General features: G+C 67.6%; 26 protein-coding genes and 2 riboswitches. Of the genes, 8 read left to right on the top strand and 18 right to left on the bottom strand.

All coding sequences use genetic code 11. From position 1 onward, the window contains the following. The 5 genes from rpsH to rplN are packed head-to-tail and all read right to left on the bottom strand — an operon-like array spanning position 1 to position 1,980. Entirely contained in the window at positions 1-396 is a 396-nt protein-coding gene (gene rpsH / locus B0W80_RS26600; RefSeq protein WP_077002169.1) for a 30S ribosomal protein S8, read from the bottom strand. A 20-nt stretch (positions 397-416) separates the two neighbouring features. Further along, the gene (gene rpsN, locus B0W80_RS26595) at positions 417-722 is read right to left on the bottom strand and encodes a 30S ribosomal protein S14 (RefSeq protein ID WP_077002168.1); all 306 of its coding nucleotides are present in this window, start codon (positions 720-722) and stop codon (positions 417-419) included. 8 nt (positions 723-730) lie between these two features. Next, a complete protein-coding gene (gene rplE, locus B0W80_RS26590; RefSeq protein ID WP_077002167.1) occupies positions 731-1,270 on the bottom strand; it encodes a 50S ribosomal protein L5 in 540 nt (179 codons plus the stop codon). 11 nt (positions 1,271-1,281) lie between these two features. Continuing rightward, positions 1,282-1,599 carry a 50S ribosomal protein L24 gene (gene rplX, locus B0W80_RS26585; protein WP_077002166.1) on the bottom strand — a complete coding sequence of 106 codons (318 nt, stop codon included), beginning with the start codon at positions 1,597-1,599 and terminating at the stop codon, positions 1,282-1,284. Positions 1,600-1,611: 12 nt separating this feature from the next. Continuing rightward, positions 1,612-1,980: a 50S ribosomal protein L14 gene (gene rplN, locus B0W80_RS26580; protein ID WP_068674584.1), complete on the bottom strand. Its 369-nt coding sequence runs from the start codon at positions 1,978-1,980 to the stop codon at positions 1,612-1,614. A gap of 360 nt (positions 1,981-2,340) precedes the next feature. On the opposite strand from rplN, the gene B0W80_RS26575 reads away from it, so the two are divergent. Together B0W80_RS26575 and proC are read left to right on the top strand one after the other, a co-directional pair. Beyond that, on the top strand, positions 2,341-3,384 hold the full coding sequence (locus B0W80_RS26575) for an esterase-like activity of phytase family protein (RefSeq protein ID WP_256856694.1): 1,044 nt from the start codon (positions 2,341-2,343) through the stop codon (positions 3,382-3,384). Between the two features lie 4 nt (positions 3,385-3,388). Then, entirely contained in the window at positions 3,389-4,246 is an 858-nt protein-coding gene (gene proC / locus B0W80_RS26570; protein WP_077002164.1) for a pyrroline-5-carboxylate reductase, read from the top strand. A gap of 19 nt (positions 4,247-4,265) precedes the next feature. Here the strand turns inward: proC and ubiA are convergent, their stop codons facing one another. The 4 genes from ubiA to recG all read right to left on the bottom strand — a co-directional run bounded on the left by ubiA (position 4,266) and on the right by recG (position 9,046). Continuing rightward, positions 4,266-5,144: a 4-hydroxybenzoate octaprenyltransferase gene (gene ubiA / locus B0W80_RS26565; RefSeq protein ID WP_077002163.1), complete on the bottom strand. Its 879-nt coding sequence runs from the start codon at positions 5,142-5,144 to the stop codon at positions 4,266-4,268. 61 nt (positions 5,145-5,205) lie between these two features. Then, entirely contained in the window at positions 5,206-5,781 is a 576-nt protein-coding gene (locus B0W80_RS26560) for a Dps family protein (RefSeq protein WP_077002162.1), read from the bottom strand. Between the two features lie 118 nt (positions 5,782-5,899). After that, on the bottom strand, positions 5,900-6,871 hold the full coding sequence (locus tag B0W80_RS26555; RefSeq protein ID WP_077002161.1) for a LysR substrate-binding domain-containing protein: 972 nt from the start codon (positions 6,869-6,871) through the stop codon (positions 5,900-5,902). Between the two features lie 72 nt (positions 6,872-6,943). Then, positions 6,944-9,046: an ATP-dependent DNA helicase RecG gene (gene recG, locus B0W80_RS26550; protein WP_077002160.1), complete on the bottom strand. Its 2,103-nt coding sequence runs from the start codon at positions 9,044-9,046 to the stop codon at positions 6,944-6,946. An 83-nt stretch (positions 9,047-9,129) separates the two neighbouring features. Here recG and queA point away from each other — a divergent pair, with 83 nt between their 5' ends. Together queA and tgt are read left to right on the top strand one after the other, a co-directional pair. Next, positions 9,130-10,170 carry a tRNA preQ1(34) S-adenosylmethionine ribosyltransferase-isomerase QueA gene (queA, locus tag B0W80_RS26545; protein WP_077002159.1) on the top strand — a complete coding sequence of 347 codons (1,041 nt, stop codon included), beginning with the start codon at positions 9,130-9,132 and terminating at the stop codon, positions 10,168-10,170. A gap of 16 nt (positions 10,171-10,186) precedes the next feature. Then, positions 10,187-11,359 (top strand): tRNA guanosine(34) transglycosylase Tgt, encoded by a 1,173-nt coding sequence (gene tgt, locus B0W80_RS26540; RefSeq protein WP_077002158.1) that lies wholly within the window; start codon positions 10,187-10,189, stop codon positions 11,357-11,359. A gap of 17 nt (positions 11,360-11,376) precedes the next feature. Here the strand turns inward: tgt and B0W80_RS26535 are convergent, their stop codons facing one another. Continuing rightward, positions 11,377-11,769 (bottom strand): hypothetical protein, encoded by a 393-nt coding sequence (locus B0W80_RS26535; protein WP_077002157.1) that lies wholly within the window; start codon positions 11,767-11,769, stop codon positions 11,377-11,379. A gap of 154 nt (positions 11,770-11,923) precedes the next feature. On the opposite strand from B0W80_RS26535, the gene B0W80_RS26530 reads away from it, so the two are divergent. Then, complete coding sequence (locus tag B0W80_RS26530; RefSeq protein WP_077002156.1) at positions 11,924-12,700, top strand: SDR family NAD(P)-dependent oxidoreductase; 777 nt, start codon at positions 11,924-11,926, stop codon at positions 12,698-12,700. On the opposite strand, the gene B0W80_RS26525 is transcribed toward B0W80_RS26530, so the two are convergent. The 7 genes from B0W80_RS26525 to B0W80_RS26495 all read right to left on the bottom strand — a co-directional run bounded on the left by B0W80_RS26525 (position 12,673) and on the right by B0W80_RS26495 (position 19,297). Next, positions 12,673-13,764 carry a zinc ribbon domain-containing protein gene (locus B0W80_RS26525; RefSeq protein WP_077002155.1) on the bottom strand — a complete coding sequence of 364 codons (1,092 nt, stop codon included), beginning with the start codon at positions 13,762-13,764 and terminating at the stop codon, positions 12,673-12,675. The two genes, B0W80_RS26530 and B0W80_RS26525, sit on opposite strands and share 28 nt — an antisense overlap. A 68-nt stretch (positions 13,765-13,832) precedes the next feature. Then, on the bottom strand, positions 13,833-14,654 hold the full coding sequence (locus tag B0W80_RS26520) for a DUF2145 domain-containing protein (protein WP_077002188.1): 822 nt from the start codon (positions 14,652-14,654) through the stop codon (positions 13,833-13,835). Positions 14,655-14,713: 59 nt separating this feature from the next. After that, positions 14,714-15,172, bottom strand: coding sequence for a hypothetical protein (locus B0W80_RS26515; protein ID WP_077002154.1), 459 nt, complete (start codon positions 15,170-15,172; stop codon positions 14,714-14,716). 41 nt (positions 15,173-15,213) lie between these two features. Further along, positions 15,214-15,699: a YiaA/YiaB family inner membrane protein gene (locus B0W80_RS26510; protein WP_077002153.1), complete on the bottom strand. Its 486-nt coding sequence runs from the start codon at positions 15,697-15,699 to the stop codon at positions 15,214-15,216. Positions 15,700-15,802: 103 nt separating this feature from the next. After that, positions 15,803-16,456, bottom strand: a complete 654-nt coding sequence (locus B0W80_RS26505) for a phosphatase PAP2 family protein (protein WP_077002152.1) — start codon at positions 16,454-16,456, stop codon at positions 15,803-15,805. Next, positions 16,456-18,420, bottom strand: a complete 1,965-nt coding sequence (locus B0W80_RS26500) for an MFS transporter (RefSeq protein WP_077002151.1) — start codon at positions 18,418-18,420, stop codon at positions 16,456-16,458. The genes B0W80_RS26505 and B0W80_RS26500 overlap by 1 nt, the downstream gene beginning before the upstream one ends. A 28-nt stretch (positions 18,421-18,448) precedes the next feature. Beyond that, the gene (locus B0W80_RS26495; protein ID WP_077002150.1) at positions 18,449-19,297 is read right to left on the bottom strand and encodes a hypothetical protein; all 849 of its coding nucleotides are present in this window, start codon (positions 19,295-19,297) and stop codon (positions 18,449-18,451) included. 123 nt (positions 19,298-19,420) lie between these two features. Here B0W80_RS26495 and B0W80_RS26490 point away from each other — a divergent pair, with 123 nt between their 5' ends. Further along, on the top strand, positions 19,421-20,155 hold the full coding sequence (locus tag B0W80_RS26490; protein ID WP_077002149.1) for a helix-turn-helix transcriptional regulator: 735 nt from the start codon (positions 19,421-19,423) through the stop codon (positions 20,153-20,155). A gap of 33 nt (positions 20,156-20,188) precedes the next feature. Then, positions 20,189-20,292: riboswitch (glycine riboswitch) on the top strand. 4 nt (positions 20,293-20,296) lie between these two features. Further along, positions 20,297-20,402: riboswitch (glycine riboswitch) on the top strand. A gap of 89 nt (positions 20,403-20,491) precedes the next feature. Continuing rightward, positions 20,492-21,760 (top strand): D-amino acid dehydrogenase, encoded by a 1,269-nt coding sequence (locus tag B0W80_RS26485; protein ID WP_077002148.1) that lies wholly within the window; start codon positions 20,492-20,494, stop codon positions 21,758-21,760. An 18-nt stretch (positions 21,761-21,778) separates the two neighbouring features. Here the strand turns inward: B0W80_RS26485 and B0W80_RS26480 are convergent, their stop codons facing one another. After that, the gene (locus tag B0W80_RS26480; RefSeq protein ID WP_077002147.1) at positions 21,779-22,663 is read right to left on the bottom strand and encodes a LysR family transcriptional regulator; all 885 of its coding nucleotides are present in this window, start codon (positions 22,661-22,663) and stop codon (positions 21,779-21,781) included. A 112-nt stretch (positions 22,664-22,775) separates the two neighbouring features. On the opposite strand from B0W80_RS26480, the gene B0W80_RS26475 reads away from it, so the two are divergent. After that, on the top strand, positions 22,776-23,298 hold a 523-nt coding region (locus B0W80_RS26475), incomplete at its 3' end, for a tripartite tricarboxylate transporter substrate-binding protein (RefSeq protein ID WP_256856693.1).

Genomic DNA, 23,298 nt, shown 5'->3' with positions numbered 1-23,298 from the left:
TCAAGCGACGTAGCACAGCACTTCGCCGCCCACACCGCTGGCGCGAGCCTTGCGGTCGGTCATCACACCCTTGGGCGTGGTGACGATGGCGACGCCCAGGCCGTTCTGCACCTGCGGAATCGCGGCACTGGCCTTGTAGACGCGCAGGCCCGGACGGCTCACGCGCTCGATGCGCTCGATGACCGGACGGCCGGCGTAGTACTTCAGCGAAATCTCGAGCTCGCTCTTGCCGGCTTCGGTTTTGACCTGGAAGCCGTCGATGTAGCCCTCGTCCTTCAACACCTGCGCGATCGCGACCTTCACCTTGGAAGACGGAACCGACACAGTGGGCTTCGCCACCATCTGCGCGTTACGAATACGCGTCAGCAGGTCGGCAATGGGATCACTCATGCTCATGTTGTTTGCTCCTGCCTGGCTTACCAGCTGGCCTTGGTGACACCCGGGATGTCGCCGCTGAAAGCCAGTTCGCGGATCTTCGCGCGGGCCAGACCGAACTGGCGGAACGTGCCGCGCGGACGGCCCGTGATCTCGCAGCGATTGCGCTGACGGGTCGGGTTTGCGTTGCGCGGGAGCTTCTGCAAGCCCAGGCGGGCAACCGCACGCTCTTCGTCGGTCTTCTTGGCGTCGTTGGCGATCGCCTTCAGTTCCGCATGCTTGGCGGCGTACTTTGCGACCAGTTTTTCTCGCTTGAGCTCGCGCTCGATCAAAGCTACTTTAGCCACAAGTCACCTCAGTTCTTGAACGGGAAACGGAAGCCCGCGAGAAGCGCCTTGGCTTCCTCGTCGGTCTTGGCCGTTGTCGTGATGCTGATATTGAGGCCGCGCAGGGCGTCGACCTTGTCGTACTCGATCTCGGGAAAAATGATCTGCTCTTTCACGCCGATGTTGTAGTTACCACGGCCATCGAAGGCCCGGCCCGAGATACCACGGAAGTCGCGCACGCGGGGCAGAGCCACCGTCACGAAGCGATCCAGGAACTCGAACATCTGGACGCCACGCAGCGTCACCATGCAACCGATCGGCTGGTTCTCGCGGATCTTGAAGCCGGCGATGGCCTTCTTCGACTTCGTCACGACGGGCTTCTGGCCGGCGATCTTGGTCAAGTCGGCGACGGCGTTTTCGAGCACCTTCTTGTCGGCGACCGCCTCACCCACACCCATGTTGAGCGTGATCTTGGTCAGGCGCGGAACCTGCATCGGCGACTTGTAGCCGAACTTCTCGGTCAGTTCCTTCGCGACCTTTTCGCGGTAGTGTTCTTGCAAACGTGCCATGTGAGTACCCCTTAGGCGACCTTGATTTCTTCGCCGCTGGACTTGAAGACGCGCACGCGCTTGCCGTCCGTGACCTTGATGCCCACGCGATCGGCCTTGCCGGTCGCGGCATTGAAGATCGCCACGTTGGATTGATGAATGGGCATGGCCTTTTCGACGATGCCGCCAGTCGTGCCCTTGAGGGGGTTCGGCTTGGTGTGCTTCTTGACGAGGTTCACACCGTCGATGACGAGGTGCGAGTCGTCTTTGCGCAGCGACACAGTGCCACGCTTGCCTTTGTCGCGCCCGGCCAACACGATGACCTGGTCGCCCTTGCGAATCTTGTTCATGGCGAGATGTCCTTACAGAACTTCGGGTGCCAGCGACACGATCTTCATGAACTTCTCGGTGCGCAGCTCGCGCGTGACCGGTCCGAAGATGCGGGTGCCGATGGGCTCCAGCTTGGCGTTGAGCAGAACGGCGGCATTGCCGTCGAACTTGACGAGCGAACCGTCGGCGCGACGGATGCCCTTGGCGGTGCGCACGACCACGGCGCTGTAGATCTCGCCCTTCTTGACGCGACCACGCGGGGCGGCTTCCTTGATGCTGACCTTGATGACGTCGCCCACGCTGGCATAACGCCGCTTGGAGCCACCGAGCACCTTGATACACAGGACGGATTTCGCGCCCGTGTTGTCGGCCACATCGAGCCTGGATTCAGTTTGGATCATTTCGTGTATTCCCAACTTGTACCGGTCCCCGTCCCTGGAGATCCCCGAGGATCGAAGGACGGTTGCGGTCAGTCTTGGGCCCGTCGTCCACGCGCCGAAACCACTTCGACGCGCTTCCGCTGGGCAGAAGCTTCTTGCCTTTGAAAGGCGAAGCCCGCGATTATGGCGTGGCACTTCTGGGCTGTCAACCGACAACTTTGGCCAACGTACGAGGCCGATAGACTTCCTGGCTTGACCGCCGCTCTCCCCGCCCCGTCCGACCGTGGCCGCCGCCGATTGCTCCTTGCGGGCGCCTGTTTGGTCACGGCGTTCGGGCTAGGCGGCTGCCGGGTAACGCAGGCCGCTCCCTCTGCTCCGAAGGTGCCATCGCGCCTGCGGTTTGTGGCAGAGGCGCGATGGCCCCACCGGCCGCATTTCGACGGAAGCACCATCGGTGGCCTGTCCGCGATCGACTACGACCATGCCAAAGGTGAGTACCTGCTTCTTTGCGACGATAGATCAGACTTCGCTCCGGCACGCATTTATGCGGCGAAGTGGGCGGCTTCCAACAAAGGGGCTCGGCCCGAAGCCGTCGGTCGAATGACGCTGCGCCAGCGCGATGGCAGTGCGTGGCCGTCGAGAAGGCAAGCACCCGCCGATGTTCCCGTGATCGATCCCGAGGCGCTGCGCTGGCGCCCCGACACCGGAACGCTGCTGTGGACCACAGAGGGCGACGTCCGCCGCGGCTTCGGCCCTGCCTTCTTCGAATCCCAGAGAGACGGCACGCTCATCAGGGAGATTCCCCTGCCGCCGCTCTTCCACGCCGACCCTGATCGCCGCCGCGGCCCGCGCGACAACCTCGGCTTGGAAGGCCTCGCCCTAACGTCGGATGGCCGGCACGCCTGGCTCGCCATGGAAAACGCGCTGATCCAGGACGGCCCCAGCCCGACCCTCGCAGCGCCGGGCGGCCCCTGCCGGTTCACGCAGGTCGACCTGGCCAGCGGCAAGCCGAGCCGCCAGATCGCCTATGTGCCCGACGCCATCCCTGTGCGCCCCTTGCTTCCAGGCACCTACGCGGACAACGGCGTGAGCGAAATCCTCATGATCGACGACCACCGCATGCTGGTGCTGGAGCGCGCCTACGCCACCGGCACCGGCAACTCGCTGCGCCTGTACGAGATCGACACCCGCGGCGCCACCGACACACTCCCCCTGGAGCGATTGAGCGCGGACAATCACCGCCCGGCCTCCAAGACCCTGGTCGCCGACTTCACCACCCTGGGCCTCACGCGCCTGGACAACTTCGAAGGCATGTGCTGGGGCCCGCAGCGAGCGGACGGCAAGCGCCTGCTGGTGGTGGTGAGCGACGACAATTTCAATCCGCTGCAGGTCACGCAGTTCGCCGCCTTCGAATTCACTGGATAGCCACATGAACATCGCCGTCACCTTCCTGCCCCGCCAGGAGCGGGCACCTCTGCCGCCGATCGGCTTCATCGGCGGCGGCAACATGGCCAGCGCCATCATCGGCGGGCTCATCAAACGACAAGTTCCGGTCGAGACCTTCGAAGTGGTCGAACCCTCCGCCGAGGCGCGCGAGCGGCTTCAGCACGAATTCGGAATCACCGCGCAAGAAAAGGCCGGGGTGCCCCTCGGCCGCTGCGAACTGATCGTCTGGGCGGTCAAGCCTCAGACCTTCGCCCAAGCGGCGTCGGCTGCCGGCACCTTTGCGAAGAACGCGCTGCATCTCAGCGTCGCTGCGGGCATCCCTTCCGAAAGCATCGCGCGTTGGCTCGGCACCGAGAAGGTGGTGCGCGCGATGCCGAACACGCCCGCGCTGGTGGGCCAGGGCATGACAGGGCTGTTCGCCCGACCGGCGGTGACGCCCGAGCAGCGCAAGCGCGTGGAGCAGGTCCTCGAGGCGACCGGCGAACTGATGTGGGTAGACGCCGAAAGCGCGCTGGACGCGGTTACCGCCGTGTCCGGCTCGGGCCCGGCCTACGTCTTCTATTTCATCGAGGCCATGACCGAGGCCGGCATCGAATTGGGCCTGACGCAGGATCAAGCACACCGGCTGGCCGTCGGCACTTTCGGCGGCACGTCGACATTGGCGCGCGATGCCACCGAGCCGCCCGCCGTGCTGCGCGAGCGCGTGACCTCGAAGGGCGGCACCACGCACGCCGCCATCAGCGCCATGGAAGCCGACGAGGTCAAGAACCGCTTCAAGGCCGCGATCCGCGCCGCCCATCGGCGCGCCGGCGAACTGGCCCAGGAATTCGGCCGCGGCTAATGCCGTCTGCCGCCAGGGTTCAGCGCAGCAGATAGCCGGCGACGACGCCGGCAAACACGGTGAAGCCCAGCCAGTGGTTGGCCCGGAAGGCCTTGAAGCAGCCTTCCCGGGTGCGGTCGCGAATCAGCCGCCAATGCCAGAGCGCCTGCGCCGCCGCGATGGCGATGCCCGCGTAAAAGATCGGCCCGAGTTGGCGGCTCGCGCCGGCCGCGGCCCACATGGCCAGATAGAGCGCATAGCTCAGCATGACCGCCGCCACGTCGAAGCGGCCGAAGGTGATGGCCGACGTCTTCATGCCGATCCGAAGATCATCGTCGCGGTCGACCATCGCGTACTCGGTGTCGTAGGCCAGCACCCAGAACAGGTTGCCCGCCAGCAGCCACCATGCAAAGGCAGGCACGGTCGACTGCACCGCCGAGAAAGCCATCGGGATGCCGAAGCTGAAAGCGATGCCCAGCACCGCCTGAGGAATCGACACGAAGCGCTTGGCATAGGGATAGATCAGCGTGACGGCCAGCGCCGCGAAAGACCACAGCACGGTCACGCGATTGGTCGAGAGCACGAGGCCGAAGGCCAGCAGCGCCAGTGCCGCGCCGACGACCAGCGCCTCTTGCACCGAGATGGCACCGCTGGTGACGGGCCGCTGCGCGGTGCGCTTGACGTGGCGATCGAAATCGCGGTCCGCCACGTCGTTGACGCAGCAGCCTGCGCTGCGCATGAGGATGGTGCCGAGCACGAAGACGGCCAGCAGATGCCAGCCCGGAAACCCGTCGGCGGCGAACCACAGCGCAGCCAAGGAGGGCCACAGCAGCAAAAGCCAGCCGGCCGGCCGGTTCCAGCGGATCAGGTCAAGGTAGAGCGACAGACGGCTGCGTGGCGCAAGAATGGAGGCGGACATGGCGCGATTTTGCGCCACCGCCGCGGCGGCCGGCAGGCCGCCGCACGACGAGCAATGGGGCTCAGTCTTCGAGCAGGGAGCGCAGCATCCAGGCCGTCTGGTCGTGCACCGTGCAACGCGCGGTCAGCATGTCGGCGGTCGGGTCGTCGCCGGCCGCTTCCGCGACGGGAATGAACTCGCGCGAGATGCGCGACACGGTCTCGTGGCCCTTGACCAGGATGCGCACCATTTCCGTCGCCTTGGGCGGGTCCTGGGGCACGTCGGGCACGGTCGCGATCTTGCTGAATTCGGCATAGGAGCCCGGCGCGTAGTGGCCGAGTGCGCGGATGCGCTCGGCGATCACGTCGGTCGAGTTCCACAGCTCCGTGTATTGCTCCATGAACATCGCATGCAGCGAGTTGAAGTGCGGCCCCGTCACGTTCCAGTGGAAGTTGTGGGTCGTCAGGTACAGCGTGTAGGTGTCGGCCAGCACACGGCTCAGGCCTTCCGCAATGGCGGCGCGGTCCTCGCGATCGATGCCGATGTTGATGATCGGCGCGTTGCGGCTGCCCGACTCCTGGGCGACCACGGTGCCGCCCTTCTTGGGCACCTTGCCGGCGGAGGAAGCGGGTTTGGATTTCTTGTCGTCTCTGGCCATGGCGCGAGTTCTCTTTCTTGAGGTGGTGAAAAGGTCTGGAAACTTTAGGAGCTGCAAGCAGGCTTCGCAACAGCCGCACTCTATCGCGGCCATTCGCAGCGCATTCGAAAAGATGGCGTCAAGACAGCCGGGTCACCCCCGGCAACTCGCAAGCGTAGATCGCGTTGCGCAAGGCCGCGATGGCCTCGTAGCGCGTGAAGCTGCGGCGCCAGGCCAGCACCACGCGGCGCGTCGGCGGCTCGCCGCCCTGCACGTCGCGCACGGGCAGGTAGCGCACGATCTGGTCGTGCTCTTTGCCGCGGCCCTTGGACGGGCGAGCCTTGAGCGCGTCGGCAGGCACCGACAAGCGCGGCACCAGGGTCACCCCCATGCCGGCGGCGACCATGTGCTTGATCGTCTCCAGCGAAGAGCCCTCGAAACTTTTGCGAATGCCCTCGGCATTGCTCGAGAAGCGCGCGAACTCTGGGCAGACCTCGAGCACGTGATCGCGAAAGCAATGCCCGGTGCCCAACAGCAGCATCGTCTCCTTCTTGAGCTCGTCTGAGCTCACCGATTCGCGATCGGCCAGCGGGTGGTGCATCGGCATCGCCGCCATGAAGGGCTCGTCGTAGAGCTGCGCCACAGCCAGCCCGGTGTCCGGAAAGGGCTCGGCCATGATGGCGCAATCGATCTCGCCCGCCCGCAGCATCTCGAGCAGCTTGACCGTGAAGTTCTCTTGCAGCACCAGCGGCATCTGCGGTGTGCGGGCGATGTTCTGGCGCACCAGGTCGGGCAGCAGATACGGGCCGATGGTGTAGATCACGCCGAGGTTCAGCGGGCCCGACAACGGGTCCTTGCCGCGCTTGGCGATCTCCTTGATGCTGGCGGCCTGGTCGAGCACGCTTTGGGCCTGCTGGACGATCTGCTCGCCCAGCGGCGTCACGGTGACTTCGCCGGCGCTGCGCTCGAAGAGCTTGACCTCGAGCTCGTCTTCCAACTTCTTGATCGCCACCGACAGGGTCGGCTGCGAAACGTAGCAGGCCTCGGCCGCCTTGCCGAAATGCCGTTCCCGCGCGACTGCAACGATGTATTTGAGTTCGGTGAGGGTCATAGCTTTCTTTTATTATTGCTCGCCCGGCAGGCGGCCCGCATTCGGGCTTGTGCCTTCGGGCCTTGGGGGCGTTCAGGCCTTCAGGTACTCGGCCTTGCTGCCCAGCCAGCGATCGACATGCTGCTCGGCCAGGGCTCGGTGCCGATCGAGCATGCGCGGCGCCAGCTCGCGGGCCCAATCCAGCAACATCACGTCGGTGCTGAGGTCGGCGAAGCGCAGCAGCGGCGCGCCGGACTGCCGAGCACCCAAGAACTCCCCGGGGCCCCGTATGTCCAGGTCGCGCCGCGCGATCTCGAAGCCGTCGCCGGTCTCCGCCATCGCCTTGAGGCGCGCGCGCGCCGCCTCGCCGACCCGTCCGCCCTCGTTGGGCGCGTACAGCAGCACGCAGGCCGAGGCCGCCGCGCCGCGGCCCACCCGGCCGCGCAGCTGGTGCAACTGCGACAAGCCGAAGCGCTCGGCATGCTCGATCACCATCAACGAGGCATTGGGCACGTCCACGCCCACTTCGATCACGGTGGTGCTGACCAGTACCTGCAGGCGATTGGCCGTGAAGGCCTCCATCACCGCCTGCTTCTCGACCGTGGGCATGCGCGAATGGAGCAGACCGACGCCCACCTCGTCGCCCAGCGCGCCGGCAAGCTCGTCGCGCGTCTCCGTGGCGTTGCGCAGGTCGACGGCCTCGCTCTCCTCGATCAGCGGACAAACCCAATAGACCTGGCGACCCTGTTCCAGCTGAACGCGAATCCGGTCGATGACTTCGTCGCGCCGATGCTCTGCCACCAGCTTGGTGACGATGGGGGTGCGGCCCGGCGGCAGCTCGTCGAGCGTGGACACGTCGAGGTCGGCGTAGTAGCTCATCGCCAGCGTGCGCGGGATCGGGGTGGCACTCATCATCAGCAGGTGCGGCTCGAGGCCGTCGGGGGCCTTGCCCCGCAAGGCCAGGCGCTGCGCCACGCCGAAGCGGTGCTGCTCGTCGATGATCGCCAGCGCCAGGCTTCGAAAGCGTACCTTCTCGGAGATCACGGCGTGCGTGCCGATCACGAGCGCGGCCTCGCCGCTCTCGACCGCGGCCGTCATCGCGTCGCGCTCCTTTTTCTTCTGGCTGCCGGTGAGCCAGGCGACGCGAAGGCCGCGCTCGGCCAGCAGCGGGTCGAGCCAGCCGACCAGCTTGCCGAAATGCTGGGCCGCGAGGATTTCGGTGGGCGCCATCAGCGCGCACTGGTGGCCCGCGTCGATGCAATGCGCCGCGGCCAGGGCCGCCACCACGGTCTTGCCCGAACCCACATCGCCTTGCAGCAGACGGTGCATGGGCACCTCGCGCGCGAGGTCGCGTGCGATCTCGACCACCACGCGCTGCTGCGCGCCGGTCAAGGCGAAAGGCAGGGCAGCCAGCAAGGCACGGCTCAAGGATCCCTCGGCCGCCACTTCCGACAAAACCGGCGCGCGCTGGGCCCCGCGCGCACGACGCGCCTGCAGCTGCGACAACTGCTGCGCCAGCAGCTCGTCGGCCTTGAGTCGCTGCCAGGCCGGATGGCTGTGGTCCTCCAGCGTCGCGATGGCCACGTCGGGCGCCGGGTAGTGCAGGAAGTTGAGCGCGCGGCGCAAGGGCCAGGCACCGGCCGGTGCCAGGTCCGCGGGAATGGTCTCGTCGAGCACCGAGCGCGCCAGGCCCGATCGCACCTCCCGCCGCAGCACCGGCTGCGCCAGGCCCGCGATGGTCGAGTACACCGGCGTCAGCGCCTGCGGCAACTCGGTGCCTGCCGCCTTGACGTTCGGATGCATCATCGTCCGCCCGACGAAGCCGCCGCGCACCTCGCCGCGCACCCGCACGCGCGCGCCAACGGCCAGTTGCTTCTGCTGCGAGGGATAGAAGTTGAAGAAGCGCAGCTGGCAGGTGTCGCTGCCATCGTCGATGGTCACGATCAGCTGGCGCCTCGGGCGGAACGCCACTTCGCTCTGCGTCACCACGGCCTCGACCTGCGCCACATCGCCGTCGCGCGTGTCGGCCAGCCGCACGATGCGCGTTTCGTCCTCGTAGCGCATCGGCAGGTACAGCGCGAAGTCGATGTCGCGCACCAGGCCCAGCTTGCGCAGCGCCCGCTGCACCACGCTCGGCCCGGCGCCCGGAGCCTGTGCGGGCTTTTCCGGGGACGGGGACTTGGCAGCGATCGGCATGGGACAATTCTGCCCGCCTCTACGGCTCCCACATCCTCTTTCCCCCGCCTCCTTGGCACGGGCCCGTCCGGCCCTCAAGACCCATGCGCGCCTTCACGCTTTCCGATTTCGATTTCACCCTGCCGCCCGAGCTGGTGGCCCAGCATCCCGCGGCCGAGCGCAGCGCCTCGCGCTTGCTCGACGGCACGGTCGACCCGCCGGCCGACCGCATCTTCAAGACCCTGCCCTCGCTGCTGCGCGAAGGCGACCTGCTGGTCTTCAACGACACCCGCGTGGTCAAGGCGCGGCTCTTCGGCGAGAAGCCGACCGGCGGCAAGCTGGAGCTGCTGGTCGAGCGCGTGTTGCAGGACGACGAGGTGGTCGCCCACATGAAGGTCAGCAAGAAGCCGCCCATCGGCACGGTGCTGGCGATGATCGGCGGCTTCAGTGCCACGCTGCTGGGGCGTTGGCCCGACGAGCAGGGCACCCTGTTCCGCCTGCGCTTCGACAGCGCAACCGGCGAAGATCCTTACGCACTGATGGCCCGCTGCGGCCACGTGCCGCTGCCGCCCTACATCGAGCATGCGGACTCGCAGGACGACGAAGCCCGCTACCAGACCGTGTTCGCCCGCGTGCCGGGCGCGGTGGCCGCACCCACGGCCGCGTTGCACTTCGACGAAGCACTGCTCGCCGACCTCGAGGCACGCGGCGTGGCACGCGCCAGCGTCACGCTGCACGTGGGCGCGGGCACCTTCCAGCCGGTGAAGACCGAAAACATCGCCGACCACCAGATGCATGCCGAGCGCTACGAAGTGCCCGAGGCCACGCAACAGGCCATCGCGCAGGCCAAGGCACGCGGCGGCCGCATCGTCGCGGTCGGCACCACCACCGTGCGCACGCTCGAAGCCTGGGCGAAGAGCGGCGAGTCCAGCGGCGACACCCGCATCTTCATCACGCCGGGCTTCGCGTTCGAACACGTGGACCTGCTCGTGACCAACTTCCACCTGCCCAAGAGCACGCTGATGATGCTGGTGAGCGCCTTCGCAGGCCATGAACGCGTGATGGGCCTTTATGCCCACGCGATCCGCGAGCGCTACCGCTTCTTCAGCTATGGCGACGCGATGCTGCTGGCTCGCGCAGCCTGATCCGGAACAAGCACACATGCTGAACTTCGAACTCCTCGCCACCGACGCGCACAGCCACGCGCGCCGCGGCACCCTCGCGCTCAACCACGGCGTGGTGCAGACGCCCATCTTCATGCCCGTGGGCACCTACGGCACCGTCAAGGGCGTCATGCCCCGCAGCCTCGACGAGATGGGTGCGCAGATCATCCTGGGCAACACCTTCCATCTCTGGATGCGGCCGGGCCTCGACGTCATGGCGGGTTTCGGCGGCCTCCACCAGTTCGAGAAGTGGGACAAGCCCATCCTCACCGACTCGGGCGGCTTCCAGGTCTGGTCGCTGGGCGCGATGCGCAAGATCAGCGAGGAAGGCGTGAAGTTCGCCTCGCCGGTCAACGGCGACAAGCTGTTCCTCACGCCCGAGGTCTCGATGCAGATCCAGACCATCCTCAACAGCGACATCGTCATGCAGTTCGACGAGTGCACGCCTTACGACACCAAGGGCCACATCACCACCGAGGACGAGGCCCGCACGTCGATGGAACTCAGCCTGCGCTGGGCGCGGCGATGCCAGGCCGAATTCGCACGACTGGCCAATCCCAACGCGCTCTTCGGCATCGTGCAGGGCGGCATGTACGAGAACCTGCGCGAGGAATCGCTTGCGAAGTTGGTCGAGCTCGACTTCCCCGGCTATGCCATCGGCGGCGTCAGCGTCGGCGAGCCCAAGGAAGAGATGCTGCGCATCATGGCGCACACACCGCACCGGCTGCCGACGGACAAGCCGCGCTACCTGATGGGCGTGGGCACGCCCGAAGACCTGGTCGAAGGCGTGGCACAGGGCGTCGACATGTTCGACTGCGTGATGCCCACGCGCAATGCACGCAACGGCACCCTCTTCACCCGCTTCGGCGACTTGAAGATGCGCAATGCGCGCCACAAGAACGACCCGCAGCCCATCGACCCGAGCTGCACCTGCCATGCCTGCGCAGGCGCGTCGGGCGTGTCGTGGAACGAAGGCGGTCGCGAGGGCTTCAGCCGCGCTTATCTGCATCACCTCGATCGCTGCGGCGAGATGCTGGGGCCGATGCTCACCACCATCCACAACCTGCACTACTACCTGAACCTGATGCAGGAGATTCGCGCGGCGCTCGACGCGGGCCGCTATTCGGCGTTTCGCACGCAGTTCAAGGCCGACCGCGCGCGCGGCGTCTGAGGTCTGAGTGTTCCTGGCTATTTCGCAGCGCCCGGCGCCTTGATCTGCAGCGGCGTCCCGTAAGGTTCGATGCGCACCAGCTCGTTGCGGAACAGCGCGACCTGCCGGATCGGCGCCTGCACCAGCGCGCCCGCCGCATCCTTCTGCGCGGCGTACTGCCAGACGGTCAACGGGCTCTTGTCCTGCACCAGCGCCGCGAAGCGCTGCACCTCCGGCGTGCTGCCGCCGCCCAGCTGCACGGACTCGATGCCCACCACGATGTCGTCACGCGGCGAGACCACCTTGAACAAGCGGATGCTGCCGGGCTCCTGCGCATAGGCCACCAGGCTTGCGGCCGACACCAGCGCGGCGGCGATCGACACGAGATAAAGGCCGACGGCGGCGTGGCGGCGAAGGAGCTGGCTGAACATGGAACGCACCTGCAACAAAGGCGTGAAGCGTACTGAGAACGACAGCGCGCGGGAACACGCCGGAAGCCATACGCCGGACATCGGAAGCGAGTGGCACGCAGGCGCCCCGATGTGCAGAATGCACCGGCGTTCTTCTTTGCAAGGGCTCAAGACCATGACCACATCGACCTCTTTCGCATCGGCCCGCTATCCCTCCCTGGCGGGCCGCTGCGTTTTCATCTCGGGCGGCGCCACCGGCATCGGCGAAGCGCTGGTGCGGGCCTTCCATGCGCAAGGCGCGCTGGTCGGCTTCTGCGACATCGACGTCACGGCCGGCGAAGCGCTCGCCGGCCGGCTGCAGGGTGACAACCCGGTGGTGTTTCAGCGATGCGACGTCACCGACGTGGCCGCACTGCAGGCCACCATCGCGGCCGTGCGCGCGCGCTTCGGCCCGATCCGCGTGCTACTCAACAATGCCGCCAACGACCGCCGCCACGAGATGGCCGACGTCACGAGCGAAGACTTCGACGCGCTGGCCGCGATCAACTTCAAGCACCAGTTCTTCGCCGCGCAGGCCGTGGCCGACGACATGCGCGCGGCCGGCGGCGGCTCGATCATCAATTTCGGCTCGATCAGCTGGATGATCAAGGGCGCCGGCTACCCGGTGTACCAGGCCTGCAAGGCGGCCGCCCGCGGCCTCACGCGCTCGCTGGCGCGCGACCTCGGCAAGGCCGGCATCCGCGTCAACTCGATCGTGCCCGGCTGGGTCATGACCGAGCGCCAGCTCAAGCTATGGGTCAAGCCGGAATCGGAGGCCCAGATCGACGCCGCTCAGTGCCTGCCCGGCCGCGTGATGGCCGAGGACATCGCCAGCATGGCGCTGTTCCTGGCCGCCGACGATTCGCGGATGTGCACCGCGCAGGACTACGTGGTGGACGCCGGCTGGACCTGAAGCGGCCCCAGTAACTCTGCAGGTGCCGCCCCGGCCACCGTGCCGCAGGCGTGGCAGAAGCGTGAGAAGGCGCTCTTGCGCGCATCGCAGGCGCGGCAGTGGTCGAACAGGCCGATGCCGCAATGCGGGCAGAAATCGATCTCGGTGTTCTTCAGGTCGACCGGCCGCTCGCAGCCGGGGCACACGCCTTTGGCCAGCCGGGCCAACGCCGTGTCGTAGCCCAACTCGTTGCGGCGCACCGTGTCGGGCTGCGCCTCGGCCAGCTTCTGGCGTGCCAGGTAGCGGTTCAGCGCGATGATCGCGTAGCGCCCGACCAGCACCGTCAACACGATGCCGACCACGTAGCGCACGTAGCCGCCGTAGCTCGGCAGATAGGGCACTAGCTCGACGAAGAAGGCGAACAGCGCGAAGAGGATGAAGCCCCAGACGAAGGGCCACCAGGTGCTCTTTCGCTTCTTCGCGAACAGCCAGCCGGCGACGACCAGCAGCGGCAGCGTGAGCGCGAGGCGGTAGGCGAACACCCGCAGCTCGACGCGGCGGCTCTCGGCCTCGAGCGCCTTGCCGGCCGCTTCCTCCAGCACCGACAACTTTTCCTGCGCGCCCTGGCGCGCCTGGCGGGCATCGAGCGCGACCTGCCGCTGGGCACCGACGGCGCGCTCGGCCTCGTTCTCCTTGGCCTTCAGCGTGTCGAGCGCCTTGGTGCGCGCGATCAGTTCGGTGTCCTGGTCGGGCTGCGCGGTGACACGCCGCGTGGCGAGCCAGTTGCCGAAGGTCTCGCGCGCGGTGCGGCTCGCCTGCTGGGCGGCGATGAGCGCCAGCTCGGCCTGCTCACGCTCGCGCGTGGCCTCCTGCTCGGCGCGCTGGCTGTCGCGCACGGTCTTGCGCAGCGGCTCGGCCGCGGCCCGGTCGATGAAGTCGTCGAGCGTGAGCGTGCGTTCCACGCGCGGCAGGTCGCCCACGATCGTGCTGCCCAGCCCGATCAGAAAGCATGCGAACACCAATGCGACCACCCAGAGGCCGCGACGAAACCATTTTTCGGACAGTCGCAGGGATTTGCTGCTCATTCAGTTCCTCGTTGTTGTCGACACACGTGCCCGCCGGCTGCAAGAGCCGAGGGACACCCTCGGGTGAATTAGAGCTTGAGCACCACCGGCGCCGCGCCCAGGCCTGCGCGTGGCATCCATGCGAAGACCGAATCCACCGTCACGGTTTCGATGCGGTCGGAGAAGCGCTTCTCGTTGGGATGGTCGTCGAAGGCGACGTTGGCGGCGCTGATGCGCCCGCCCAGGCGCGTCAGCGGGCCGAGCTTCAAAGTGCTGGGCTCGTACCCCTTGAACTGCAGCCAGGCCTGCGCCTGTTCGCGGGTGCGGATGGTGCCGGGCTCCATCGCCGCAGCCAGGGTCTCGATGGCCCACTGGTTCGACTGCTGGTACTTGCGGCCCCAGGCATAGCTCACGACGCTGTAAGGCGCCTGGTGGAGCCGAATGATCTGCGCCGGCTCGGCCTTGAGCAGGGCCAGCAGCTGCGCCTGAACGGCGGGCGCCGGCACCACCCAGGCGGCTTCATGGCGCCACAGGTCGTCGAGGAAGAAATCGCCCAGGCCCTGACGATAGATCGCCGCGACCGCGGTGCTGCACTGGTTCAGCTTGTGCACCACGCGCCAGGCGCCGGCATCGGTCTTGTAGGCCAGGCCCAGATGCGAGTAGCGCAGCCCGTATTTGCCGAGATCCTGCCCGGCCCGGGCCAGCACCACCACGCGGGCGCCGCTGGCATCGAGCTGGTCTGCGGTGCGCTGGGCCAGGTCCAGACCCCGGATGATCGCAGCCGGCGTCGGCTGGTGCTCTTCGCAAGAGCGGCCCGCGTGGGCGTTGATGGGAAACAGGAACAGTCCGGCCAGCACGACGGCCAGTGCGGCCGCCAGCGTCTGCAGGAGTGCCCGCAGCCAGCGGCGCATGCGCGGCACGCGCCGCCGGTATTCGGCCTCGTAGTCGCCGAAGTTGGTCGGAACGCGCTTCACGACAGCTTCTCGTTGGAGAGCAGCGCACGGCCGATGGCGTTGGGCACGAAGGCCAGCACCTCGCCCGCGGCCGACAGCACGACGCCGGTGCCGATCACGCTGACCGTGACCACGGTGCCGACCGCCACCGCGCTGCCTTTCACGGCGCGGCCCAGCACCTTGACGCTGGCGCGGGCGCCATCGGAAGCGCGCTCGAGCAGATAGACGGTGCCCTCGGCCGAGGCCTCGACCGCCACCACCGTCAGCGCCGACCCGGCCACCGACAGTGCGGCCGGCACCGCCACCACGGCACTGGCCGCGCTGCCGGCCACCGACGCGGCGCCGACTACCGAGGCCACGGGGAGCATCGACAGCGCCGCCGAGGCCTCGCTTTGCGCCCGGGCCTGGAGCGGGGCGGCGACCCCCGCCAATGCGGCACAAGCCGCGATCACAGCCGTCAGGAAAGTTCTTCTCATGATGTTTTCTCCGGAAGTGAGGGGTTGAACGAATCGAAAGTTCACTGCTCGTCGTCTGCTTCGGCGCGGGCGGCGCGGCGACCCTGCAGGCGGGCTTCGGCCAGATCGGCCTCGTGGCGGTCGCGCAGCGTCTTGGCCAGCGTGAAGGCGCTGCTGATCAGGAAGAGCCAGCTCACACCCAGGAAGGCCTTGTAGGTCTCGCTGACCTCCATGCGAAGCAGGCCCCAGCCGGTCAGCGCCATGGCGGCGAAGAAGCCGCCCCAGACAACCAGCTTCCACATCGGCGTGTCGCCGGCGCCGAGGACCGCGCCGCGCTGGCTGTCCCGCACGAACTTGGCCAGCACGAAGGCGGCCGAGAGGCAGAACATGTAGCCCATCACCATGAAAGCCCGGTCCAGTGCCTGTCCCGGCAGCCAGGCCAGGCCCGTTGCGCAGAGGAAGACGGCCAGCCCGAAGGAAATCCAGACCTGGACTTGCCAGGCACGGGTGTCGCGCTGGAGGAGGACGTTGGCGGAGGAGGGTTGCATGAATGCCTCGCGGCGTAGTGAAGGTGCGCGAATGATGGTTCACGCCACTCCGGCGAGGTTCAAATTGATGCACCAGTGGCGGATCCGGCCGCCTGCGGTATCCCTATCTGATACCGGCGCGGGGCCGACCCTGCATCAGGTCGGCGCGCGTGAAGGGCCGCTCGACGCCGGCCAGGCGTGCGGCGATGACGCCGAGTGCGTCGTGCGTCGGCGCCTGCGTGCCGGGCCGCAGGAAGAGCAAGGGCGAGCAGATGCTGATCACGAGCAGCACCCAATGCAGCCGCGGCGGCGGGCGCTGGTGCTGCAGCCACACGAAGACGCCGCTGACGGCCAGGCCGACGGCGAAGCCGGCAGCCACCTCCGACTTGGAATGCACGTAGATCGCGAGCCTGGACAGGCCGATCAGCGCACCGAAGACCCAACCCAGCATGGCGGCCGAGAGGCGCACACGCGGCGACTGGTGTGCAGCGACGAGCCAGAAGGCCACCGGCCAGACGCTGGTGGCCAGCATCGTGTGCCCGCTGACCCCCGTGAAGTTGAGGAAGGCGCTGCCGACGCCCCACCCCATGAAGGCGATCTTCGACAGCGCCACCAGGGCGCCGCCGGCGCCGAAGAGCAGCAGCCACCGCCAGGCGATGGGCCGCGTGCTCGTCCGCACGCCCAGCCAGATGGCGATCCACGCGGCCGCCGGCAGGAGCAGGCCGCTGTCACCGAACCAGGTGACCGTGTACCAGAAGCTGTCGGGCAGAAAGTGCATCAGCCGGGCTGGGTGCCGAGCAGCCCGCTCACGCGCTGCTGCAGGGCTTCCGGCTGCACTTCGGCGCGCGGCATCGCGCTTCCCACGTGCAACCCGACCCGGCTCATGAAGCCGCGCCGGAAAGGACGCACCATCGCCACGTTCTCACCTTCACGCACCTCGATGCGGCTGAAGTAGGAGCCCCACAGATTGGTCAGCGCCATCGGGATCACCGGTGGTTCGATGCCCTCGGCGCGGGCGCCTTCGAGGATCTTCATCACCCCGCCCTTGAAGGGCTGCAGGTTGCCGTCGCGCGTGATCGCCCCCTCGGGAAAAATGGCGAGCAAGTCCCCCTCGCGCAGTACCTGCACCGCACGCGCGAAGGCCTGCTCGTAGGCTGCCGGGTCGTCTTTCTGCGATGCGATCGGGATCGCCTTGGCCAGGCGAAACAGCCAGCCGAGCACCGGCACCCGGAAGATGCGGTGGTCCATGATGAAGCGGATCGGCCGCGGGCTGGCCGCCATCAGCAGCACCGCGTCGATGAAGCTCACGTGGTTGCACACCAGCACGGCCGGGCCTTCGGTGGGGATGTGGTCTTCGCCCTTCACGTCGAAGCGGTACACCAGCCGCGACAGCACCCAGGCCACGAAGCGCAGCAGGTACTCCGGCACCAGCATGAAGATGTAGAACGCGACCACCGCGTTGGCGATGCCGGTGAAGAGGAAGATCTGCGGGATCGTGAAGCCGGCCTGGAGCAGCGCCCCGGCGATGACGGCGCTGGCGATCATGAACAGCGCATTGAGGATGTTGTTGGCTGCGATGATGCGTGCCCGGTGCGTGGGCTGGCTGCGCAGTTGGATCAGCGCGTACATCGGCACGCTGTAGAGCCCGGCGAAGAGCGACAGCAGCCCCAGGTCGGCCATCACCCGCCAATGCGCCGGCTGCCCGACGAAGACGGCGAGACCCATCTCGGCCACGGGCGGGAGCGCCCGCGACGCGAAGTAGAGGTCGATGGCGAACACGCTCATGCCGATCGCGCCCAGCGGCACCAGGCCGATCTCCACTTGCCGGCGGCTCAGCGTCTCGCACAGCAGCGAGCCGATGCCGATGCCGACCGAGAACACCACCAGCAGCAAAGAGGCGACCTGCTCGTTGCCGTGCAGCACCTCCTTGGCGAAGCTGGGGAACTGGCTCAGGAACACCGCGCCGAAGAACCACATCCACGAAATGCCCAGCAAGGAGCGGAACACCACCAGGTTGCCATGGGCGAGGCGCAGGTTGCGCCAGGTCTCGCTGACCGGGTTCCAGTTGATCACCAGGCCCGGATCGGTGGCCGGCGCCCGCGGAATGGCCTGCGCGACGCCTCGACCCACCAGCGCCAGCGCCAGGCACGCCACCGCCACGGTGGTGTGGCCGACGCCCGGCAGCGCGACCAGCAGGCCGCCGGCCACCTGCCCGAGCAGGATGGCGACGAAGGTGCCCATTTCGACCATGCCGTTGCCGCCGGTGAGCTCGCGCGGATCGAGCACCTGCGGCAGGTAGGCGAACTTGACCGGCCCGAAGAGCGTGGAGTGCAGCCCCATGAGGAACACGCAGGCCAGCAGCAGCACCGCGTCGGCGCGCATGAAGCCCCAGGCGGCCAGCGCCATGATCGCGATCTCGAGGTTCTTGACGAAGCGGATCATCTTCGTCTTGTCGTACTTGTCGGTGAGCTGGCCCGCCGTGGCCGAGAACAGCAGGAAGGGCAGGATGAACAGCGCACCGATCACCAGGCCCGCCATGGCCGGCGGCATCCACGCCAGCTGCAGCTGGTAGGTCACCATCACGGTGAAGGCGAACTTGAAGAGGTTGTCGTTCGCAGCGCCGGCGAACTGGGTCCAGAAGAAAGGAGCGAAGCGCCGCTGGCCCAGCAGTGCGAACTGGTTGGCGTGCGCGTCCGTTGCGGGCGCGCAGGCCAGCGTGGCGGCATCGGCGGGTGTTGTCATTCGATTGACCCTTGCGGGCTCCTGAGCTTCAGGCCGTCACGGCGGCCGCGCTCGGATTGTGCCGCAGCGTCTCGCGCCCCATGGCCTGGAGCGCATGCAGAACGGGCAGGGCTGCCATGGCCGCCGTCAGGTGCTTGAGGCTGTTGCCGGACACGAGATGGTGCGTCGCCTCGTAGATCGCGTGGTCCGAGATCTCGAACAGCTTGGCCAGGCCGTAGAAAAAGATCACCCAGCCCAGGCGCAGCCCGATCGCACCGCGCACCGGACGGGTCATCGCGAGCACCAGCACCAGCACCATGCCGCCGAACTGGAGCATCCCCCAGGGCAGCACGTCGCCCGTCTGCTGCGAGATGGCCACCGCCAGCAGGCCGCTGCCGAGCACGAACCAGGCCGCCACCCAGCCGGCCCGGGCGCTGACCCGCTCGCAGACCGCGCAACCGATGAGCCCGGCGAAGGCCACCGTCATCCCGGCACGGTCGGCGGCCAGGCGCAGGGCATCGGGCTGCAGGTGATAGAAGGCCGAGCCGGCGGCCGTGAGGATCAGCCCGGCAAAGAACAACCAGGCGCAGTCGAGCAGGTTGACCGGCGGCTGGGCCAGCAGTTGCTGCGGCACGGTGTCCTGCACGTCTTCGTGGGCCCGCTCGTGCCAGTGCAGCCAGCGCAGGCCCCAGAGGCCGAGCGCCGCGAAGGGCAGGTTGCTCAACACGTCCAGCGCGTGGGGAATGCCGGGCAGGCCGCGGTCGTCGGCGAAGGGGGCCCCGCCCAGGCCGGAGGCTACCAGCGGCGGGCCGAACATCGCGACCAGCGTCAGGGAGGCGAAGAAGTAGACGAGAGCACGTTCGCGGGGGGTCAACGACGACAGGAAAGACAAGGTCATTTCGGGCTCCGGGGGTCTGATTCGGTGCCGCGGAATGTAGGTTGTCAATCGCGCGGGAGGCATCGAGAATCGATACGGAGTACTTTTTCACACCCCCCGGTATCAGAAGGCAATACCCGAACCATGAGCACCACCGTCGACTTGATCCAGGCCCTCAAGAACGAGCTCAAGACCGCCCACATGACCTACGCGGACCTGGCCAAGTCGCTGGACATGGCCGAATCGAGCGTGAAGCGCATGCTGGCCAAGGGCGACATGCCCCTGACGCGGGTGGACGCGATCTGCCGCGCGCTCAAGATCGACTTCGCCGAGCTGGCGCGGCGTGTCGCGGACTCCCAGCCCCTGCTCAAGGAACTGACGCTGGAGCAGGAAAAGGCGGTGGTCAAGGACAAGAAGCTGCTGCTGCTGGCCATCTGCGTGCTGAGCCAATGGACCCTGGAGCAGATCGTGGCGGCCTACCGCATCAACGAGGCGGAATGCATCGGCTACCTGGCCCAGCTCGACCGCATCGGCATCATCGAGCTGCGGCCGCTCAACCGCTACCGGCTCAAGCTGGCCAAGACCTTCCGCTGGCGCCCGCACGGCCCGGTGATGGATTTCTTCCGCGAGAACGTCGTGCTCGACTACTATCGCGGCGGCTTCGACGGCCCCGCCGAAGGCCTGCTGCTGGTGCACGGCTCCATCAGCCGGTCGCTGGCGCCGGCCTTCCTCGACCGCCTGCAGCGCGTGGCGCAGGACTTCGCCCAGCAGCACCAGACCGACCAGAAGCTGTCGCCCAAGGAGCGCGAGGGATACACGCTGCTGCTGGGCATGCGCAACTGGGAGTTCGAGCTGTTCACGCGGCTGCGCCGAACCTGAGGCTTGGTGGCTCGACCCGCGCCCACTACAATCCGCCGCACTGCAGGAGAGCGGGCCCGCCAGGGGCGGCCCCACCGAAGGCGCAAACTCCCATAAACGCTCAGGTCGGCTCGCGCAAGCGGGCCTGTACTGCACCAACTGTCAAAGCCGTCTGGAGAGCCATCGCAGCACGCGATGCACCGAAGGAGCAAACCCGCTGCGGGCGCAGCGGGTGAATCTCTCAGGTACCGAGGACAGGGGGAGCGGCAACTCGGACGCAGCGTCCGGTTGCTTGTTCATCTGCTCAGGCATGCCGGTCCATCGCGTTCGAACACTGCAACCTCGAAGGTTCTCGAAATGCATGTGATCGTTCTCGGCGCCGGCCTGCTCGGCGTCACTTCCGCCTATTACCTCCGCCAGCTAGGCCACGACGTGACCGTTGTCGACCGCCAGGCCACGCCGGCCGCCGAAACCAGCTTCGCCAACGGCGGCCAGATCTCGGTCAGCCACGCTGAACCCTGGGCCAACCCGGGCGCACCGCTCAAGCTGCTGCAGTGGCTGGGCAAGGAAGACGCGCCGCTGCTCTTTCGCCTGCGCGCCGACATGCGCCAGTGGCTCTGGGGCCTGTCCTTCCTGCGCGAATGCACGCCGGCGCGCACGCGCCGCAACATCGAGCAGATCGTGCGCCTGGGCACGTACAGCCGCGCCCTGCTGCAGCAGTTGCGCAGCGACAAGGGCATCCAGTATGACCAGCGCGCGCAGGGCATCCTGCACTTCTACACGACGCAGAAGGAGTTCGACGGTGCGCTCGCGCCCGCCGAGCAGATGCGCGCCCTGGGCTGCGAGCGCCGCGTGATCTCGGCCGACGAGGCCGTTCGCATCGAGCCCGCCCTGGCGCACATCCGCCCGCAGCTGGCCGGCGCCACCTACACGGCCGAAGACGAATCGGGCGACGCCAACCGCTTCGCGCGCGAACTGGTCGCCTTGGCCCGAGCGGATGGCGTGAAGTTCCTGATGAGCCACACCGTGACCGCGCTGCGCGAAGCCGGCGGCCGCATCGACCACGTCGAAGCCACCGACAGCGAAGGCCGCTTCCAGCGCATCCGCGGCGACGCCGTCGTGCTGGCCATGGGCTCGCTGTCGCCGATCCATGCGGCGCCGCTCGGCATCCGGCTGCCCATCTATCCGGCCAAGGGCTACTCGGTGACGCTGCCGGTCAAGGACGCATCGAAGGCCTACCAGGTCTCGCTGACCGACGACGAATACAAGCTCGTTTTCTCGCGCTACACCTCGGCCACCGGCGACCGCATGCGCATCGCAGGCACGGCCGAGCTCAACGGCTACGACCGCGACCTCAACCGCGTGCGCTGCGAAGCCATCGTGCGCCGCGTGGAAGAGTTGTTCCCTGGCGCCGGCGACACCGCGCAGGCCCAGTTCTGGACCGGCCTGCGCCCCGCCACCCCGAGCAACGTGCCGCTGATCGGCCGCACGCGGCTGGCCAACCTGTTCCTGAACACCGGCCACGGCACGCTGGGCTGGACCCATGCCTGCGGCTCGGGCAAGTCGATCGCGCACATCGTGAGCGGGCTCGCGCCCGAGGTCGACTTCGCCTTCGCTGGCGCCTGAGGCCGAAGCGCGCGGCGCTCAGTCGTGCATCAGGTCCTGCACCAGCTTGCGCAGGATGACCAGCGCCGGCGCCTCGGTCCGCCGGCTCAGCGTGACCAGGCCGAACCGCGCGATGCCGTCGAGTGGCGGCTCCATCTGCAGCTCGACCAGGTCGGGTGCCGCCGCGCGGATGGAAAGCAGCACCGCGTCGCTGCGGCGCACCACCTCGACCAGGCTCGGGATTTCCTCGCACTGCACGGTCACGCAATGCGCGGGATGCGCCTCGGGCCCGTAAGCCTCGACCAGGGTGCGAGCCACTTCGTCGCTCAGGGGGATGGACGCGATCGGATAGTGCTGCACGTCCTCGAAGCGCACCGGATGGTCGAGCCGCGTGAGCGGATGGCCGTCGCGGCAAAGAAAGGTGCCGCGCATCTCGGACACCAGGCTCACGTTGAGGTCGGGCGCCGGCTTGAGCGAGCGCGCGTCCACCACGAGCGCATCGAGCGTGCGTTCGCGCAGGGCCTGCGCCAGCAGGTCGGTGCCGCCGCGTGCCACCGAAACGCGCACCCTCGGGTGCCGCGTCGCCATGTGCATGAGGAAGGGCGTCATCAGCATCGCCCCCGGCCCCGAGCCGAGCCCGACACGGAACACGCCGCCCTCGCCTTCGCGCTGCTGGCGGCCGCTGTCGCGCAGCTCGTCGGCCTCGAACACCAGCTGGCGCGCGCGCTCCAGCATCTCGCGCCCGAAGGCCGTGAGTTCGTTGTGCCGGCCAACGCGGTCGAACAGGACAATGCCCAGCTCTTCTTCCAGCGCGCGAATGCTGCGGCTCAGGGCCGACTGGGTCAGGCAGAGGGCATCGGCCGACTTGCTGAACGAGCCGGTTTGCGCAACGGAAATCAGGTGTCTCAGCTGGACCAGCGTCATGGAAGGAGATCGGGAAAACAATACATCGGACTCATGCTAATGCAGACAACAATGCATTGGACGTTGGAAACCGCGACTTCTACGATTGCCGCACCCCACCTCCGGAGCTCCGATGAACACGCTCTTCCAGCGCTCGCGCCTGCTTCTCTGCGGCCTTCTGCTCGCCACCGGCGCCGCATCCGCCCAGACCTACCCCACCAAGCCGGTGACCCTGATGGTCCCCTATCCCGCCGGCGGACCGTCGGACGCGACGGCGCGCATCTTCACCACGCCGCTCGGCAAGGAGCTGGGACAGCAGGTGCTGGTGGACAACCTCGGCGGCGTCAGCGGCGCGCTGGCGGCGCAGAAGGTGCTGGCGGCGCCGGCCGACGGCCACATGATCTTCCAGGGATCGCCCAACGAAACGATCCTCTCGCCGCTGGCCAATGCGGCCGTCAAGCTCAAGGCCGAGGACTTCCGCCTGGTGCATCCGGTGGCCGATGCCGTGATGGTCTTCGTGGCCCGCAAGGACCTGCCGGCCAACAACGTCGACGAGCTGATCGCGCTGGCACGCAAGTCGCCCGACCAGCCGCTGAGCTACGGCAGCGTCGGCATCGGCTCGCTCTACCACCTGCTGCTCGAGAAGGTGCAGCAGC

Origin of the sequence: Variovorax sp. KK3 (assembly GCF_001984055.1) — a bacterium.
In the GTDB taxonomy this organism is placed as follows: Bacteria; Pseudomonadota; Gammaproteobacteria; order Burkholderiales; family Burkholderiaceae_C; genus Variovorax.
Note: the sequence above shows the minus strand (reverse complement) of the source record. Positions and strands in the feature narration are given on the sequence as shown.

What these genes read in the sequence shown, in the direction of transcription:
- rpsH (WP_077002169.1), bottom strand. Translation starts at nt 396, where the DNA reads ATGAGCATGAGTGATCCCATTGCCGACCTGCTGACGCGTATTCGTAAC.
- rplE (WP_077002167.1), bottom strand. Translation starts at nt 1,270, where the DNA reads ATGGCACGTTTGCAAGAACACTACCGCGAAAAGGTCGCGAAGGAACTG.
- rplX (WP_077002166.1), bottom strand. Translation starts at nt 1,599, where the DNA reads ATGAACAAGATTCGCAAGGGCGACCAGGTCATCGTGTTGGCCGGGCGC.
- rplN (WP_068674584.1), bottom strand. Translation starts at nt 1,980, where the DNA reads ATGATCCAAACTGAATCCAGGCTCGATGTGGCCGACAACACGGGCGCG.
- proC (WP_077002164.1), top strand. Translation starts at nt 3,389, where the DNA reads ATGAACATCGCCGTCACCTTCCTGCCCCGCCAGGAGCGGGCACCTCTG.
- ubiA (WP_077002163.1), bottom strand. Translation starts at nt 5,144, where the DNA reads ATGTCCGCCTCCATTCTTGCGCCACGCAGCCGTCTGTCGCTCTACCTT.
- B0W80_RS26560 (WP_077002162.1), bottom strand. Translation starts at nt 5,781, where the DNA reads ATGGCCAGAGACGACAAGAAATCCAAACCCGCTTCCTCCGCCGGCAAG.
- B0W80_RS26555 (WP_077002161.1), bottom strand. Translation starts at nt 6,871, where the DNA reads ATGACCCTCACCGAACTCAAATACATCGTTGCAGTCGCGCGGGAACGG.
- recG (WP_077002160.1), bottom strand. Translation starts at nt 9,046, where the DNA reads ATGCCGATCGCTGCCAAGTCCCCGTCCCCGGAAAAGCCCGCACAGGCT.
- queA (WP_077002159.1), top strand. Translation starts at nt 9,130, where the DNA reads ATGCGCGCCTTCACGCTTTCCGATTTCGATTTCACCCTGCCGCCCGAG.
- tgt (WP_077002158.1), top strand. Translation starts at nt 10,187, where the DNA reads ATGCTGAACTTCGAACTCCTCGCCACCGACGCGCACAGCCACGCGCGC.
- B0W80_RS26535 (WP_077002157.1), bottom strand. Translation starts at nt 11,769, where the DNA reads ATGTTCAGCCAGCTCCTTCGCCGCCACGCCGCCGTCGGCCTTTATCTC.
- B0W80_RS26530 (WP_077002156.1), top strand. Translation starts at nt 11,924, where the DNA reads ATGACCACATCGACCTCTTTCGCATCGGCCCGCTATCCCTCCCTGGCG.
- B0W80_RS26525 (WP_077002155.1), bottom strand. Translation starts at nt 13,764, where the DNA reads ATGAGCAGCAAATCCCTGCGACTGTCCGAAAAATGGTTTCGTCGCGGC.
- B0W80_RS26520 (WP_077002188.1), bottom strand. Translation starts at nt 14,654, where the DNA reads ATGCGCCGCTGGCTGCGGGCACTCCTGCAGACGCTGGCGGCCGCACTG.
- B0W80_RS26515 (WP_077002154.1), bottom strand. Translation starts at nt 15,172, where the DNA reads ATGAGAAGAACTTTCCTGACGGCTGTGATCGCGGCTTGTGCCGCATTG.
- B0W80_RS26510 (WP_077002153.1), bottom strand. Translation starts at nt 15,699, where the DNA reads ATGCAACCCTCCTCCGCCAACGTCCTCCTCCAGCGCGACACCCGTGCC.
- B0W80_RS26505 (WP_077002152.1), bottom strand. Translation starts at nt 16,456, where the DNA reads ATGCACTTTCTGCCCGACAGCTTCTGGTACACGGTCACCTGGTTCGGT.
- B0W80_RS26500 (WP_077002151.1), bottom strand. Translation starts at nt 18,420, where the DNA reads ATGACAACACCCGCCGATGCCGCCACGCTGGCCTGCGCGCCCGCAACG.
- B0W80_RS26495 (WP_077002150.1), bottom strand. Translation starts at nt 19,297, where the DNA reads ATGACCTTGTCTTTCCTGTCGTCGTTGACCCCCCGCGAACGTGCTCTC.
- B0W80_RS26490 (WP_077002149.1), top strand. Translation starts at nt 19,421, where the DNA reads ATGAGCACCACCGTCGACTTGATCCAGGCCCTCAAGAACGAGCTCAAG.
- B0W80_RS26485 (WP_077002148.1), top strand. Translation starts at nt 20,492, where the DNA reads ATGCATGTGATCGTTCTCGGCGCCGGCCTGCTCGGCGTCACTTCCGCC.
- B0W80_RS26480 (WP_077002147.1), bottom strand. Translation starts at nt 22,663, where the DNA reads ATGACGCTGGTCCAGCTGAGACACCTGATTTCCGTTGCGCAAACCGGC.